This is a genomic window from Sporolactobacillus laevolacticus DSM 442 (genome assembly GCF_000497245.1).
Lineage (GTDB): Bacteria > Bacillota > Bacilli > Bacillales > Sporolactobacillaceae > Sporolactobacillus > Sporolactobacillus laevolacticus.
In genome coordinates this window covers 132,401-147,759 of record NZ_AWTC01000001.1, presented here as the reverse complement: position 1 = coordinate 147,759, position 15,359 = coordinate 132,401, and the positions used below count along the sequence as shown (strand labels likewise).

The 15,359-nt window shown below is 42.8% G+C and carries 17 protein-coding genes; 12 read left to right on the top strand and 5 right to left on the bottom strand.

The window, feature by feature from the left end; genetic code table 11:
- Positions 1–69: 69 nt before the first annotated feature.
- The 8 genes from P343_RS36560 to P343_RS20095 all read left to right on the top strand — a co-directional run bounded on the left by P343_RS36560 (position 70) and on the right by P343_RS20095 (position 7,598).
- The gene (locus P343_RS36560; protein ID WP_023508485.1) at positions 70–216 is read left to right on the top strand and encodes a YqzL family protein; all 147 of its coding nucleotides are present in this window, start codon (positions 70–72) and stop codon (positions 214–216) included.
- Positions 217–261: 45 nt separating this feature from the next.
- Positions 262–1,008 (top strand): DNA repair protein RecO, encoded by a 747-nt coding sequence (gene recO, locus P343_RS20125; protein WP_037593765.1) that lies wholly within the window; start codon positions 262–264, stop codon positions 1,006–1,008.
- Between the two features lie 54 nt (positions 1,009–1,062).
- Entirely contained in the window at positions 1,063–1,716 is a 654-nt protein-coding gene (gene ccpN / locus P343_RS20120; RefSeq protein ID WP_031263504.1) for a transcriptional regulator CcpN, read from the top strand.
- 291 nt (positions 1,717–2,007) lie between these two features.
- Positions 2,008–2,460 carry a YaiI/YqxD family protein gene (locus P343_RS20115; protein WP_023508482.1) on the top strand — a complete coding sequence of 151 codons (453 nt, stop codon included), beginning with the start codon at positions 2,008–2,010 and terminating at the stop codon, positions 2,458–2,460.
- A gap of 38 nt (positions 2,461–2,498) precedes the next feature.
- Positions 2,499–4,310, top strand: coding sequence for a DNA primase (gene dnaG / locus P343_RS20110; RefSeq protein WP_023508481.1), 1,812 nt, complete (start codon positions 2,499–2,501; stop codon positions 4,308–4,310).
- 21 nt (positions 4,311–4,331) lie between these two features.
- Positions 4,332–5,438 carry an RNA polymerase sigma factor RpoD gene (rpoD, locus tag P343_RS20105; RefSeq protein ID WP_023508480.1) on the top strand — a complete coding sequence of 369 codons (1,107 nt, stop codon included), beginning with the start codon at positions 4,332–4,334 and terminating at the stop codon, positions 5,436–5,438.
- 300 nt (positions 5,439–5,738) lie between these two features.
- Complete coding sequence (locus tag P343_RS20100) at positions 5,739–6,452, top strand: tRNA (adenine(22)-N(1))-methyltransferase (RefSeq protein ID WP_023508479.1); 714 nt, start codon at positions 5,739–5,741, stop codon at positions 6,450–6,452.
- Positions 6,453–6,473: 21 nt separating this feature from the next.
- Complete coding sequence (locus P343_RS20095) at positions 6,474–7,598, top strand: Nif3-like dinuclear metal center hexameric protein (protein WP_023508478.1); 1,125 nt, start codon at positions 6,474–6,476, stop codon at positions 7,596–7,598.
- 70 nt (positions 7,599–7,668) lie between these two features.
- Here P343_RS20095 and P343_RS20090 read toward each other — a convergent pair whose 3' ends face one another.
- Both P343_RS20090 and vrrA read right to left on the bottom strand, forming a co-directional pair.
- Complete coding sequence (locus P343_RS20090; protein WP_031263502.1) at positions 7,669–8,631, bottom strand: 4-hydroxy-3-methylbut-2-enyl diphosphate reductase; 963 nt, start codon at positions 8,629–8,631, stop codon at positions 7,669–7,671.
- 194 nt (positions 8,632–8,825) lie between these two features.
- Complete coding sequence (vrrA, locus tag P343_RS36555) at positions 8,826–9,452, bottom strand: VrrA/YqfQ family protein (RefSeq protein WP_084297688.1); 627 nt, start codon at positions 9,450–9,452, stop codon at positions 8,826–8,828.
- Between the two features lie 236 nt (positions 9,453–9,688).
- On the opposite strand from vrrA, the gene P343_RS20080 reads away from it, so the two are divergent.
- Complete coding sequence (locus P343_RS20080; RefSeq protein WP_023508474.1) at positions 9,689–10,585, top strand: deoxyribonuclease IV; 897 nt, start codon at positions 9,689–9,691, stop codon at positions 10,583–10,585.
- Positions 10,586–10,661: 76 nt separating this feature from the next.
- Here the strand turns inward: P343_RS20080 and P343_RS20075 are convergent, their stop codons facing one another.
- Positions 10,662–10,925, bottom strand: coding sequence for a DUF2624 family protein (locus P343_RS20075; RefSeq protein WP_023508473.1), 264 nt, complete (start codon positions 10,923–10,925; stop codon positions 10,662–10,664).
- Between the two features lie 378 nt (positions 10,926–11,303).
- Here P343_RS20075 and P343_RS20070 point away from each other — a divergent pair, with 378 nt between their 5' ends.
- The 3 genes from P343_RS20070 to P343_RS20060 all read left to right on the top strand — a co-directional run bounded on the left by P343_RS20070 (position 11,304) and on the right by P343_RS20060 (position 13,520).
- Complete coding sequence (locus P343_RS20070) at positions 11,304–12,293, top strand: sensor histidine kinase (RefSeq protein ID WP_023508472.1); 990 nt, start codon at positions 11,304–11,306, stop codon at positions 12,291–12,293.
- 81 nt (positions 12,294–12,374) lie between these two features.
- Positions 12,375–12,746, top strand: a complete 372-nt coding sequence (locus P343_RS20065; protein WP_023508471.1) for a hypothetical protein — start codon at positions 12,375–12,377, stop codon at positions 12,744–12,746.
- A gap of 195 nt (positions 12,747–12,941) precedes the next feature.
- Positions 12,942–13,520 carry a nitroreductase family protein gene (locus tag P343_RS20060; protein WP_023508470.1) on the top strand — a complete coding sequence of 193 codons (579 nt, stop codon included), beginning with the start codon at positions 12,942–12,944 and terminating at the stop codon, positions 13,518–13,520.
- Positions 13,521–13,703: 183 nt separating this feature from the next.
- On the opposite strand, the gene ispG is transcribed toward P343_RS20060, so the two are convergent.
- On the bottom strand, positions 13,704–14,813 hold the full coding sequence (ispG, locus tag P343_RS20055; RefSeq protein WP_023508469.1) for a flavodoxin-dependent (E)-4-hydroxy-3-methylbut-2-enyl-diphosphate synthase: 1,110 nt from the start codon (positions 14,811–14,813) through the stop codon (positions 13,704–13,706).
- A 135-nt stretch (positions 14,814–14,948) separates the two neighbouring features.
- Positions 14,949–15,293 carry a LysM peptidoglycan-binding domain-containing protein gene (locus P343_RS0118375; RefSeq protein WP_152525239.1) on the bottom strand — a complete coding sequence of 115 codons (345 nt, stop codon included), beginning with the start codon at positions 15,291–15,293 and terminating at the stop codon, positions 14,949–14,951.
- Positions 15,294–15,359 lie beyond the last annotated feature (66 nt).

Genomic DNA, 15,359 nt, shown 5'->3' with positions numbered 1-15,359 from the left:
TTTCTTCACATTTTTCTTCGCATTTCGCTAACGCTATAAGTGAGGAGAAAAAATGGGAGGATGAGAATTATGTTGGATATCAGTTGGAAGTTATTTTGTATGACAGGCAACATTGGCTCTTACCTTTTGGTTAGAGAGATCGAGAAGGAAAAGGATGAAGATAGCATTGAGACGGAAAGTCGGATTTCCGATATGAAAGAACATGCGGGAGCATAGGTCAGCAGTCCGCGTTTCGAAATAAGGAAGCGAGTGGTACAGATGATGGCTAAAGCGGAAGGCATTATCATTCGTACAACCGATTACGGGGAAACGAATAAAATTGTGACCCTATATACGAAGGAATTTGGCAAAATCGGGTTAATGGCGAGAGGAGCAAAGAAACCGAAAAACACACTTTCCGCGGTTAGCCATGTACTCTTCTACGGCCTCTGCCTCTTTAGTAAGGGCAGAGGTCTTGGTACGTTATATCAAGCTGAAACATTAAACTCTTTTCGGACAATTCGTGAAGATATTGAAAAAATGGGTTATGCGGCATTGATTTTAGAGCTAACTGATCGACTGACTGAAGAAGGACAACCTACACAAGGCGTCTTTAATTTATTGCGTGACATTCTTTTGCTCATTGAAAAAGGAACAGATCCTGCTGTACTGGCTGCGATCTATGCGATGAAAATGATGCCTTTTGCAGGGATTAGCCCTGAATTAAACAAATGTGTTCATTGCGGAAATCAGCATATCACCTACTCCTTCTCAATTTCAGGAGGAGGGTTCCTTTGCCCGAATTGTCAGCATACCGACGAATATGCGCTCCAACTCTCTCCGGGAGTACAGAAATTGTTGCCAATTATCAAAGCTGTTCCTTTGGAAAGATTGGGAAAAGTATCATTAAAGCCAAAAACTATTGGCGAGATTGAATCAATCATTTATGCTTATTATGAGCAAAACGCTGGAATTAAATTACGCTCTAGGCATTTCCTCGAGCAATTGTCCAAATTTCGAACAAAATGAAACACTTTGTTTTCGAAATCGGGACAAGTGTTTGAACAGGACAACACCAAAGAAATGTGGGAGGGAACTGCTTTGGATCTCAACGATCGACAGCATAAAATTATTGAAATAGTCAGAGAGGAAGCGCCGATCACAGGGGAACAAATCGCGGAAAAGTTGAACGTTACACGTGCGACTTTAAGACCAGATCTAACAATCTTGACAATGTCCGGCTTTTTAGAAGCTCGTCCAAGAGTTGGCTATTTCTATACTGGCCAGACTTCCGGAACCATACTTTCTGAAGAGATAAAAAAATTGAAGGTGAAAGAATTCCAATCTTTACCTGTTGTCATTTCTGGATCTGCATCTGCTTATAAAGCTGTTTGTGAGATGTTTGTTGAAGATGTTGGCTCCTTATTCGTAGTCGATGACAAAGGTCTGCTTGCCGGCGTTATATCGCGCAAAGATTTGCTTAGAACAGCAATCGGTTCTCAGGACATGAATCAGGTGCCGGTCAATGTGATTATGTCACGGATGCCAAACATTGCCTATTGCAAAAATAACGATTCTGTATTAGATGTCGCTGTTCTGCTGATCACTAAAGAAATTGACGCTGTGCCTGTTGTGCAAGCGAAAGATACAGGCTTTGAGGTCATAGGTAGGATGACCAAGACGAATATTACTAAGGCGTTTGTGAGTCTTTCAAGTGGAGAAAGCAACAAATTCTGAAAAAAGTTTATCATGAGATGAGGAAGGGTATTCTCATGTCGGGAAGAAGCAAGAATGGAACAAGAATCAACTAATAAAGCCTCTTTGCCGAAGCAAAACTTTATATAAGACTAGGTGCATCGATAAATTTTTTAAGAAAGAAAATAGTTTTCACTGTTTTAATCCTGAAAATTAGTTTATAATAATATTTTGTTGTCCTGCGCAAAATTCGACATATTATGACAATATTTTAAAAATAAAAACATAATAAGACAAGCAGGATTTTAAACGGAAAATAGAGAATGATTAATTATGATGAAAAACATCACATTATTTGTCGATGCCGATGCTTGTCCGGTAAAGAAAGAGATCCTGAACATTGCAGGCACATATCAGCTTGATCCTATTTTTGTCGCGTCCTACGCCAGCTTTTCACCGGAAAGGGATGGAACATGGGTATTTGTCGACCAGCAAAAAGAGGCGGCGGATCTGTACATTGTCAATCATGCGAATCCTGGTGATGTCGTTGTCACACAAGACATTGGATTGGCCGGATTGCTGACCAAACGAAGTGTATTTGTGCTATCTGTGCGTGGACAACTGATCAGCGAAATGAATGTTGACGTGTTGCTCGACAGAAGGTATCAAGCCTATCATGCGCTCAATGCGGGGGAAAAAATAAAAGGTCCGAAGCCGTTTACAAGCACAAATCGGAAAAATTTTTCCGATGCATTAACAAAACTGTTATGCCGACTCGATCATTAGGATATAAATAAGTAAGAATACTGGTGGTGCATGGCATTTTGCAACTTCAGGATAACGTTATTGAAGAAATAAGGAAATCTCTGGATATTGTTGATGTGATCGGCAATTATGTGCAATTAAAGAAGCAAGGAAAGAATTACATCGGTTTATGTCCGTTTCACAGCGAACACACACCGTCTTTTTCAGTGTCACCGGATAAACAGCTTTATCATTGCTTTGGATGCGGTGCAGGCGGCAATCTCTTCACCTTCATGATGGAAATTGAAGGCATGTCTTTTTCGGAAGCGGCGGAGTCGCTCGCTGATCGTGCCAAAATTGATTTGGGCTCTTCTTTTTCAAAGAACAGCGACAAACGCGACCCGAACAACCAGAAGAGGAAACAGGTAACCGAAGGTCTGGAACTATTAACAAAATTTTATCATTATTTACTGACAACTGCAAAGTATGGTTCACCGGGGATGCAGTATCTTGAAAATCGTGGTTTCAGTGCTGAAATGATTAAGCATTTCAGAATTGGTTACGCAGTCGACAGCTGGGATGCCGTGACCAATTTGCTCCAAAAAAGAGATGTAAACCTTGAGCAGATGGAACGTGCGGGGATAATTGCAAAGCGTGGATTCGACAACAAATACTTTGACCGTTTCCGCAATCGTGTGATTTTTCCTATTTTCAATATGAGGGGCCAGACAGTCGCTTTTGGGGGGAGAACACTTGGCGAAGATAAACCCAAGTATTTGAACTCGCCCGAATCCGAGGTTTTCCATAAAGGCAGTATTTTGTACGGCTATCATTTAGCAAGGCAGGCAATCCGAAAGACGAGTCAGGCAGTGCTTCTCGAAGGCTACGTAGATGTGATTCGTGCACATCAAGCAGGTGTAACCTGCAGTGTGGCTTCAATGGGTACATCGCTGACCGAAGCACAGGCCGCGGCGCTGACCCGCATGGCCGATACCATTATTATTTGTTATGACTCCGATAATGCAGGAATTGAAGCAAGTTTCCGCGCGGCGGAGATGCTTCAAGGAAATGGGAAAGTCATTAAAATCGCAAAAATGCCCGAAGGTCTCGACCCCGATGACTACATTCGCAAGTTTGGCGGCGAACGCTTTAAAAGCGATGTAATAGGGGCTAGCCAAACACTGATGACTTTTAAGATGGGCTATCTCCGGCGAAAAAGAAATCTGAGTGATGAAGGAGATCGGCTCCTCTATATTGAAGATGTATTGAGGGAATTGACAAAGCTCAATCGCGCTGTCGAACGTGATCACTATCTCAGATTGCTTTCGGAGGAATTCTCAATTTCCCTTGATTCCTTGAAAAAGCAGCAGCACCAATTGTACACCATGGTACAAAGACGGGAAAAGCAGAAAGCGCGAACCATGCCGCTTGCCCGGACAAATCGGATTCCCCCTGCATATGAAATGGCGGAGCGAAAACTGCTCGCACGGATGATGAGAAGCAGGGAGATTTCCGATCGTGTCCAAGACACTTTGGGTGGCTCCTTTACCATTGATGTCCATCAAGCCTTGGCCGCGTATCTTTACGCCTACTATGCACAAGGAAATCCACCGGACGAAGGACTTTTTATTCAGAAGCTTGAGGATCCCGCGCTACAGCGCAAAGTTTCGGAATTATCCATGATGCCGATGAGTGAACAGGTGGATGATAAGGAAATTGAGGATTGCTTGCATCAAGTCATCAGACAGTCGAAGTCGTCGATGATTGCGGATAAGGAAGAGGAGAGAAAGAAAGCCGAGCAAAGCGGAGATTATGGCCGTTCAGCACGGTTGCTATCCGAGATTATCAGTATAAAAAAACAGTTGGGCCATTTTCAGGTAGAGCATGATTAGGATTTGGAAGGAGGGGGTCAAATGGCTGGAAAAGTCAGCAAGACGGATCAAGAACTGACGGTGGATCAGGAAAAGGAACAGTTATTGGAACTCGGAAAGAAAAGGGGTTCACTCACCTATCAGGAAATAAGCACCCGTCTTGCTCCATTTGATCAGGAACCGGAACAGATGGATGAATTTTATGAGACACTTGCCGATCAAGGCATTGATGTGTCAGATGAATCCGAAGGGCCGAGTTCCGACGAAAAGAATAAAGAAGAAGAATTCGACCTGAATGATCTCAGTGTTCCTCCGGGTGTTAAAATCAACGACCCCGTAAGAATGTATCTTAAAGAAATCGGCCGCGTTGATTTGCTCTCTGCTGATGAGGAAATTACACTGGCGAAACGCATCAATGATGGAGACGAGAGCGCAAAACGGCGTTTAGCTGAAGCAAACCTTCGGCTTGTTGTCAGCATCGCAAAGCGCTACGTGGGCCGCGGCATGCTATTTCTTGATTTAATTCAAGAAGGCAACATGGGCCTGATGAAAGCCGTTGAAAAATTTGATTATACAAAAGGCTTTAAATTCAGCACTTATGCAACCTGGTGGATTAGGCAGGCAATCACCCGCGCGATTGCCGACCAAGCACGTACGATTCGAATTCCTGTTCACATGGTCGAGACAATTAATAAATTGATTCGTGTTCAAAGGCAACAGCTGCAGGATCTTGGTCGCGAACCTACACCTGAAGAAATTGGCAAAGAAATGGAATTATCTCCAGAAAAGGTTCGTGAAATATTGAAAATTGCACAAGAACCGGTTTCACTTGAAACCCCAATTGGTGAAGAAGATGACTCACATCTTGGCGATTTTATCGAAGACCAAGATGCGAAAGCCCCTTCTGAAGCAGCTGCTTATGAACTGCTGAAAGAACAGCTGGAAGATGTCCTAGACACCTTAACGGACCGTGAAGAAAACGTATTGAGACTCCGTTTTGGTCTGGACGATGGTCGTACTCGGACATTGGAAGAGGTCGGCAAGGTATTTGGAGTGACAAGGGAAAGAATCAGGCAAATTGAAGCAAAAGCATTGCGAAAGCTGCGCCATCCAAGCAGAAGCAAGCAGTTAAAGGATTTTCTTGACTGACCCGCAAATACGGTTGCTCCCGGCAGGGGGGCAATTTTTTTTGTCAAGTTCGTCGGGATATCCGAAAGCTCTTTAGCTCTAATTCTAATTAGTTTTATGACAAGATGCAAATGGCGGCCTAAAGACTAAGAGAACAGGCAGATGCGGGAAGTGCCTCTCTCTTTTCTATTTTAATACATTTTGCAAGCGCTATCAATTATGTTATTTTTATTTCTGTGCTCGTCTTTGATAATTGGGGTTTTTTCCACCTTTGTGGTACGATAACAGGGAAATATGAATTGATATGTAAGGATTGTGACTATGGAAACCGTACAATTATCCCCAAGATTGAATGCCGTGCTTCAATTTATTCCAAAATCAAAATGTTTGGCAGATATCGGTTCTGACCATGCCCATCTGCCCTTGCGTGCGGTTCAAGACAAAATCGCAGAAACAGCAATTGCGGGTGAAGTTAGACCAGGACCTTATTATCAGGCTCTAAATAATGTGAAGACGTCTAGAATGCAGGAGTATATTGACGTTCGAATGGGTGATGGGCTCGATGTGATTCGTGAGCCTGGTCAAGCAGATGCTATTGTAATCGCCGGTATGGGTGGCGAACTGATTCGTGATATTCTCGAACGCGGAAAGTCTAAACTTAGTACTAATACAGTACTTATTCTTCAACCGAACATTCGTGAGGCATATGTCCGAAAATGGCTCAATGATAACGGATGGGACATTATAGATGAATGTATTGTTGAGGAATTTCCTCACTTTTATGAAATTATTCAGGCCAGACAAGTAGCGGAGAGAAAAGAGTTAACGGATATGGAGTTGCAAATGGGGCCGATACTCTCAAAAAAAGGAGAGCCGGCGTTTATAAAAAAATGGAAAAGACGTGAGAAAAAACTGTTCGATATTCTGGATGCTCTGAATCATGCAGAAGAAACTGATTCCGTACGCCGAAAGAAAGAGGATAGTGAAAACTATTTGCAATTGATCAAGTCTTGCTTAAATCAACTTGAATCATAAAATGGATCAGGAGTGATCAAAGTGGCACAGTGGATTTCAGGAGACCGGCTCATTCAGCGTTTTGAAGCGTGGGCGCCCAAGAAACTGGCTTATGAGCATGACAAAATCGGTCTTTTAGTAGGGAGCTTGCATAAAAAAGTTAAACGCGTCATGGTCACCTTGGACCTGCTAGAAAACGTTGCAGATGAAGCAGCAGAAAAGAATGTGGATTTAATTATCGCCCATCATCCTTTAATCTTCCATCCACTGAAAAATGTTCGTTCGGATGAAGGGCAGGGGAAAATTGTAACCAAGTGCATTAAACATGATATAGCCGTTTATGCCGCCCATACCAACCTCGATATTGCAGAAGGCGGTGTGAACGACATGCTGGCGGATCAGCTTGGATTGAAAGACACAGATATTTTGCAACCCACTTATTCTGAACCGTTATATAAGCTGGCGGTCTACGTTCCAGTGAGTCATGCTGAACATATAAGGGATGTCCTGGGCGATGCCGGAGCCGGAGCAATTGGAAAATACACGCGCTGCTCGTTCAGTACGCATGGAGAGGGCGCTTTTCTTCCACAGTCAGGTGCAAAACCATATAAGGGAACGGTCGATAAGATTGAAAAAACATCAGAAGAGAAAATTGAAGCGGTCGTTCCTGAACATTTGCTTCATATAACGATCCAGAAAATGATCAAAGCGCATCCCTATGAAGAAGTTGCCTATGACGTCATTCCTCTGCAGAATGAAGGTAAAAAATATGGACTTGGAAGAATCGGAAAACTTTCCGAAGCAATTCCATTTAAAGACTATTGTCTTCTCGTAAAAGAAAAACTTGGCTTAGAAGGCCTGAGGACAGTTGGATCGCCGGAGAACATGGTGAAAACAGTCGCTGTATCCGGCGGTGATGGGAATAGCCTGATTCCGTACGCAAAATATCAGGGGGCAGATGTCCTGATTACCGGCGATATCTATTACCATACTGCCCACGATGCACTGCTTTGCGGTCTGAATGTTATAGATGCTGGTCATCATATTGAATCCGTGATGAAACAGGGGGTTAAAGACTTTCTGTGCAAAGTCATCGCTGAAGAAAAAAGTGACACGGAGGTACTCATTTCAAAAGCAGTGACAAACCCATTCCACTTTGTTGTCTAGTGGGTGATCATTTTGGTTTTCAATGCAAAAAAGAGGGGACTGTTGTCCGCCTCTTTTTGTTATATAGGTCTTATTTGGTCTGCTGCTTCAATTTAACCTTAGGTAAAATATTTTTGTTTTTTGTTGCTCTGCTTTCAGTCGACCATGTCTCAGGATTATCAGGATCATACTGATCGAGGAACAGAATGACTTCTTTGGTCAGTTGGGTCGGAGTAGACGCTCCGGCAGTGACAGCAACGGTGTGAACACCTTTCAGCCATTCCAGTTTAAGTTCGGAAAGGTCGGCAATGCGGTAAGAGTGTGTATGCGCAATTTCTTTCGACACTTGAGCAAGACGGTTTGAATTGTTGCTGCGCGGATCACCAACGACAATCAGCAAATCCGAATCCTTCGCCTGCGATGCGACAGCCTCTTGTCTCGTCTGAGTTGCTTGGCAAATTTCATTACAGTTTTCCGCCTGAGGGTACTTGGTTTTTATATAATTCATGATGTCCATGACATCCCACTGGCTCATCGTCGTTTGATTGGTAATTATAATCTTGTCAGTGTCCAACTGGAGTTGATCGACATCATCCATTGTCTCTACAAGGTGGACAATATCCGGTGCGACACCGATTGCTCCTTCAGGCTCAGGATGCCCCTTTTTGCCGATGTAGATGACGTGATAGCCTTCTTTTTTCTTTTCTTCAATAAGATTGTGGGTTTTTGTGACATCAGGACAGGTCGCGTCGATCGCGGTCAATCCTCTTTGCTTTGCAATTTGCCTGACTTCAGGCGATACACCATGAGCTGTAAAGATCACGGTTCCATGATCGATTTCCTGAAGCAGATCGATTCTTTTTTTACCGCGAACGTCAAGCGTGATGACTCCATCCTCTTTCAGGGCCTCAGTGACATGGTGATTATGGACGATCATTCCTAATATATATATGGGCCTTGGCAAGTCTGGATTCATGGCAGCTTGTCTTGCAATGACCAAGGCGTCGACAACGCCGTAGCAATAGCCTCGCGGTGAGACTTTGATAACTTTCATGGAATCTCCCCGTTCTGCAGTTTCTGCATATTGGTTCTGTTCAAAAAAGGAGGACGAAAGATTCACGCTAAGAACGCAGCATCCTGCGAAACATCAGCTGATTTTTTCCTGGGCTTTTTTGAACACCCTCTTATAGTGATACTTCTCAATTATTATAAATGACCCATGTCATGAACACAATGAATCTGTAGTAACTAAATATACATACGTGGAACCGATGGCTTTGTTGGCAGTGTATCGCTATTCAACAAAGAGGCTTTTTTTTGTAATGCAGTCGTCTTTTTGACTTTTTGAGTGGTTCTAGTCTTTTTTTTCTCGGTTTGCACAGTTGCATGATGCGATTCACTAGAAATATTCTGATTTTTGGGCTCAACAGGCGATTCAGTATCGCCATTTTGTTCTTCATCCTTTTTGTCCTCATTCTTCGAATCCTCAGTTGCAGAATCTTCTTGCATGCCTTTGAGCACGCTGATAATGGCCGGGGCATTCTTTATCAGCGGTCCAAACTGTTGAATCATAGGAAGTACAGTTTGAGCCGTCTGTATGGCCTTCTGAGCATTCATGAGCATGCCAAATAGATTCATACCTCCTCCTGAGCCGCCAGCTGTTCCGGGGGAAAGAAATGATGAGATTAATCCGCTTAATCCGCCCAATCCACCTGTAGCTGAAGATGGAGGAATCGGAGCTTGAGACGGAGGAGGAGCCATGCTTGGGAAAATTGGCGGGAACCCACGAGTTGGCGGCGTGGGGCGCTGTGAAGACTGTACAGGAGGATTCCAGAAAAATGGCTGCTGCGGCCCACGGTCAAACGGTGGCATCATGACTCATTCCTTTCTTAACGACGTTTGTACGCTATTCAAGTGATGCGATTTTATGACTCTGTCACGGGGCGAACAAGGCCTGATTAACACTGTAATCCGGTACAAAACAGGGATACTTGCTGATATCTAGTTTATGTCGGCCGTGCTTTAACGGTGACAATCGTTGATAAGCCGGCAATAAAGTGCAAAGTGGTACAACTATGTTAAAATAACAAGGTATAAAGGAGGAGATGTCTGTGCTGAAAATTGGATCTCATGTCCACATGTCGGGCGCAAAAATGTTGCTTGGCGCAAGTGAAGAGGCGGTCTCATTCGGAGAGAACGTCATGATGATTTATACAGGTGCACCGCAGAATACGGTTAGAAAACCGATTGAGAAATTAAATATTGAACCAGGACATGCACATATGGCAGAGCACGGCGTTGAGGAAGTGGTCGTTCATGCACCATATATTATTAATATAGCTAATACCGTGAAGCCGGAGACATTCGCTTTAGGCGTTTCTTTCCTGCGCAAAGAAATTGATCGTGCTGAAGCAATCGGAGCGAAACAGATTGTTTTGCATCCTGGTGCTCATGTTGGCGCAGGTGTTGACGTTGGAATTAAGAAAATCATTGAAGGCCTAAATGAGGTACTCGAGCCGCGGGATAAGGTGCAGATTGCTTTGGAAACGATGGCAGGAAAGGGTAGCGAATGCGGTTTCCAATTTGAACATCTTGCAAAAATTATTGATGGTGTGCAACTGGAAGAAAAATTATCTGTGTGCTTTGATACTTGCCACACAAACGATGCAGGTTATCCGATCGCTGAAGATTTTGATGGTGTACTCGAAGAATTTGATCGCGTAGTCGGTGTTAACCGGATTCAAGTGGTACACGTGAATGACAGCAAAAATCCTGAAGGGTCCAGAAAAGACCGTCACGAAAATATTGGTTTGGGAACCATTGGTTTTGATGTCCTGAATTACATCGTTCATCATCCACAGCTTGAACATTCACCAAAAATTCTCGAGACACCTTATGTCGGTACTGATAAGAAAAACAAAAAACCGCCATATAAGTATGAAATTGACATGTTTAAAAAGCAACAATTTAATGAGCATTTGATTCAGGATATCGAATCGCAATCTTGATTAATAGAAAGAATTCCGGAGCATTTATTTGCTCCGGTTTTTTAATGGGTTTTGATGCTCAATTTCTATGGCAAAGTTACAGCCCCTTCGCCAAATGTTCAAATTGTTTTTCAAGAATTTCGGCAAGCTCAGTTCCAATCTCTTCATTGAGGATTTTTCGAAGTGTCTGCTGACCGTCCGGCTTGAAAGGGTTAATATTTTTATTCTGAACACGCATGGCGATACTAGAGGCTTGTTGCTTTGTCACCGGAATATTATATTGGCTGGCATATTGATAAAGTTCTCCGGGCGTCAATTGGTTCATTCGCTGGATCACAAGCTGTTCAATGAAAGGATTCATATAGTCAACTCCAATTCCTATATTAGACTCACTGTTTAAACTATGATTGATTCTTGAAAATGATGACGTAGACAGAATGCAAATATTTCTGAAAAATGTCGGAACTTGTCTAACAATAATTGCCAATAAAATTGTCACAATGCACAGGATTAAAGTATAATTAAGGTCAATAAGAGTGATAAAAAAAGAGATATTTGTGTTCCATCACACTGATAAAAGTTCAGCTCAAACTGCGAACGTTCCAGTCATGCTGAAAATGACAAAGACAAATAAGAAAGCAGAACGCGAGCGATTATGCTTTTTCGTGCTATACAGAACACAAAAAGTATGCATCCTTCTGGGGAATGGTGACTGAGAAGCTGTTACTAATGCAGGGGAGTGATAACAATTATCTACCGTGAATCGTTTCTTTCTGTTACTGAAAAAGACCAATTTGAAGAACAATTTTCTTTGGAGATACGTTTTTGCCTGACTCCTGATGGACGAATACTGGAGTGCAACAAAAATGGACAGGTATTAGTGGATCGATTCGGCACACACTTTCTGAATTTCTTTACGGATCATATCGCTTTGGAAGTGAAAACTTATCTGAAAACAATTATAGAGAGCAATGACATCGTCTCTGCCCTTCTTAGGGATAAATTAAGCGAGAAAGATCTTGGTACTTTATATAATGGTTTTATGAAGGCAGGAAAAATTATTCTTGTTGGTTTTCGAACGCAAATGCTGACTCGGATGACTGCTGAATTTGCGCATGAACTGAGAAATCCTCTGACTGTCATCAAAGGTTTTTTACAATTATGTGAATATACGAAGGAATACGATAAATACCAGCCGGTTATTTTGTCGGAAATTGACAGAATGTATACGATATTGGAAAATTTCTTGACGATGTCATCAAGGAAGTGCAATTATCAGTCCATGAACCCTGATGCGCTCTGTAAGACAATTGTTTCACTCTTGTCAGCGGAATGTATCGTGAATAAGATTGACTTCGATTACGATGTTACTTATTCTGAAAACGTATGCAAAGTAGATGTTGATAAAATAAAACAAGTCATGATTAACTTGCTTCGTAATGCATTGGAAGCATTTAATGACCGTACAAGAGACAAGAAAATTGTATTTCGTGGAAGCGTGGAAGATAAAGGGTACCGTTTTTCATTAATTGATAATGGTCCAGGGATGGAGACAGATGTGCTCAAGAATCTTGGTCAGCCGCTTTATACAACAAAACCAAGAGGAACTGGAATTGGATTGTCACTCTGTAAGAAGATTGTTGCCGATCATCGGGGAATTTTTTGCGTTAGCAGTGTTCCTGGAAAAGGGACAACCGTCAGTTTTTTTCTTCCCTTTGTATCCCCATAAAATTTCCATAATGTGCATCTGTGAAAATCATCTTTATGAGTCACACTATAGGTGATCCTAAAATGAAAGTGAGGGGTCATTATGGCTGATAAGGATCATTTTCACGATGAAGACTCATTATATGATAAGCAAAATGCTTTTCATAATGAGGAATACGCGAGAGAACTGTCTGCCGATCAATATGATCCGGAAGCGGGAAGATCGCGCAATGATGATAACCGTTCCACACGTGGTGATCATCGAGGAACTGTTGAAGGCGGCAAAGGCATTGGTTGGTTAGCTTTGGTTTGTTCCGTTATCTCATTGTTCTTCCTGCCGATAGTCTTGGGTATTGCCGGAATCATTATTGGCTATATTGCCCTTAGGCAAGGCGCTCGAACATTGGGAGGATGGGCGATCGGTATTGGCTGTCTCGCTGTACTGATTCAATTGCTTTCACCGCTTTTTTGGTAAAAAAACAAGGGAACCTTTGCTTCGGTAAAGGTTCTTTTGTTTTGTTTTAGAATGTAAAGAATAGCAGGGGACAAATTGAAAATATGTTTGGGTTTAATTAGCTGTTTTGCGGTGCATATTTCTAGAAGGTTAACTGTGATAAATGTTACACTAAATTAGAGATATTTTGAACATATACAAAAAGGAATGAGTGCTATGGAGACCATTGACGCGATAAACACACGGCGTTCGATACGCAAAGTCACAGAACAGGAACCGTCAAAAGAAATAATTGAACAAATTCTTGATGCTGCAAGACGGGCACCGAATCATATGAACACTGAGCCGTGGCACTTTACCGTTTTGACCGGTGAAGGAAGGAATAAGCTTGGTGAAGTTTATGGAAAAGTGAATCAGAAAAATCTGGCAGATGCCGATCAACCGACTTTAGATGCAGCCTTTGAAAAAGGAGTTGCCAGCGCGAAACGAGCACCTGTCATCATTGTTGTAACAATGGAACCGAGTGATAATCCTCGTGCAATTGAGATTGAAGATGTTGCGGCAACCGCATGTGCGGTGGAAAACCTGATGCTCGCTGCTCATTCGCTCGGGCTTGGCTCTATCTGGCGCACTGGTGGCGCTGCTTATTCGGAAGAAGCAAAGCAGCAATTCGGTGTGTCCGAAAATGGCCGGGTCATGGGCTTTGTCTATGTTGGCTACCCTGATCTAGAAACGACGCCAAAAGTTCCTGAACGTAAATCTGTTGCTGAGATCACTGAATGGGTTGACGCGTAATTCAATAATCATAGTAATTAATAAAAAGACCGGATAATATTCCGGTCTTTTTGCATTATCCAAATTGAGAACGCTTGATAAGACCTGAACTCTACATATGGATTACTATGAACTCGTCATACAAAAAAGCAAGCCTAGATTTTTAGGCTTGCTTTTTGTACGTGGCAGTTAATGTAGTTAATATTAAATGTTTACTTCAACCTGCTCCGCTTTCTTTTTCGCAAAGTATTCAGCTGCCAGCTTGTCAATTTCAATTTTCAATTCTTCAACCATGCGATCTTCAGGCACTTTGCGAATCACCTCGCCATGCCGGAATAGAAGGCCTTCACCACGACCGCCGGCTATACCGATATCCGCTTCTCTAGCTTCTCCAGGACCGTTAACGGCACAGCCAAGCACAGAGACTTTAATTGGCACATTGATGTCGGAAATGTATTGTTCGACTTGATTGGCAATCTTGATCAGATCAATTTGGATACGCCCGCAGGTCGGACAGGAGACGAGTGTCGCTGCGTTGGTTAGTCCAAAGGTTTTCAGAAGTTCTCGGCATACCTTGATCTCCTGAACAGGATCGGCAGACAATGAGATACGAATCGTATTACCAATCCCTTTGTTCAGCAGAATACCCAAACCGGCGGCACTTTTAATGCTTCCTGAGAACAGTGTGCCGGATTCGGTAATGCCCAAGTGAAGGGGATAATCAAAGGTGCGTGCCGCTTTTTCATAAGCCTCGACGGCGAGATTAACGTTCGATGCTTTCAGCGAAACAATAATGTCGTGAAAGTCCAGGTCTTCAAGAATCTTAATATGATGCAACGCGCTTTCGACCATTCCGTCCGCAGTAGGATAACCGTACTTATCCAAGATGTGTTTTTCAAGGGATCCGGCATTAACGCCAATGCGTATTGGAATGTGTTTTTCTTTAGCGGCGCGAACAACCGCTTCAACGTTTTCCTGTTTTCCGATATTGCCCGGGTTAATCCGGATCTTATCTGCGCCACCTTCGATTGCCTTTAATGCCAGTTTATAATTAAAATGGATATCCACAACGAGCGGAATATGAATTTGCCTTTTGATATCCGGAATAGCCAATGCATCTTCCATGGTCGGACAAGCAACACGCACCATTTGGCAACCGGCATCTTCAAGTCGCTTGATTTCCGCTACGGTAGCCTCGACGTCCCGCGTTTTCGTGGTCGTCATGCTTTGGATAATGACTTCATTGGACCCGCCGATCGTCAGGTTGCCCACTTTGACTTTTCTTGTTTTCGTGCGGTGTGTAATTTCAGACACGAGCGCTTCGCTCCTTTTTAAATAAGTGAATGATTTGTGACTTTTGCAACTAACGTCAGTATATCATGAATCCACCCGGACTGCCTGAATAAATGCATGTGTGAAAGACTTTACACATCAAATTGCAACTGTAAATCAAGGAGCAGTGGATGCTGGTGATGAAACGCTTGTCTTATCATAATTTGGAAATGCATAGGTTTCTCCGATCTGAAGATGGTTAGGATCCACTGATGGATTCAGTACGGCGAAATCTTTAAGTACTCTTTCAATAGAAGGTTCATTCTCATTAATTTTTTCGGTAATGGAGAGCAGAGTATCTCCCGGAGCCACGGTGATCCGTTGATAAGGGACAGCGGCTTTTTCAGTTACCGTTTTTGCAGGTTGGGCAGCTTGTCCGGCTGGAAGTGATCCGGAAGTCAGATCAACATAACTTGTCCAACAGGCCATGATAAAAAGTATGGTGAAAAATCGTTTTTTCATCGCTTCTTCTCCGTTCAAAACAGCAATTTTTGCGAAACAACGCGCTATAATCATCTATATGCCGGT

Coding starts and splice junctions, on each gene's coding strand:
- P343_RS20075 (WP_023508473.1), bottom strand. CDS start 10,925: ATGAATCCTTTCATTGAACAGCTTGTGATCCAGCGAATGAACCAATTG.
- P343_RS36560 (WP_023508485.1), top strand. CDS start 70: ATGTTGGATATCAGTTGGAAGTTATTTTGTATGACAGGCAACATTGGC.
- P343_RS20115 (WP_023508482.1), top strand. CDS start 2,008: ATGATGAAAAACATCACATTATTTGTCGATGCCGATGCTTGTCCGGTA.
- ccpN (WP_031263504.1), top strand. CDS start 1,063: ATGTGGGAGGGAACTGCTTTGGATCTCAACGATCGACAGCATAAAATT.
- vrrA (WP_084297688.1), bottom strand. CDS start 9,452: ATGATGCCACCGTTTGACCGTGGGCCGCAGCAGCCATTTTTCTGGAAT.
- recO (WP_037593765.1), top strand. CDS start 262: ATGGCTAAAGCGGAAGGCATTATCATTCGTACAACCGATTACGGGGAA.
- P343_RS20065 (WP_023508471.1), top strand. CDS start 12,375: ATGGCTGATAAGGATCATTTTCACGATGAAGACTCATTATATGATAAG.
- P343_RS20100 (WP_023508479.1), top strand. CDS start 5,739: ATGGAAACCGTACAATTATCCCCAAGATTGAATGCCGTGCTTCAATTT.
- rpoD (WP_023508480.1), top strand. CDS start 4,332: ATGGCTGGAAAAGTCAGCAAGACGGATCAAGAACTGACGGTGGATCAG.
- P343_RS20090 (WP_031263502.1), bottom strand. CDS start 8,631: ATGAAAGTTATCAAAGTCTCACCGCGAGGCTATTGCTACGGCGTTGTC.
- P343_RS0118375 (WP_152525239.1), bottom strand. CDS start 15,293: ATGAAAAAACGATTTTTCACCATACTTTTTATCATGGCCTGTTGGACA.
- P343_RS20060 (WP_023508470.1), top strand. CDS start 12,942: ATGGAGACCATTGACGCGATAAACACACGGCGTTCGATACGCAAAGTC.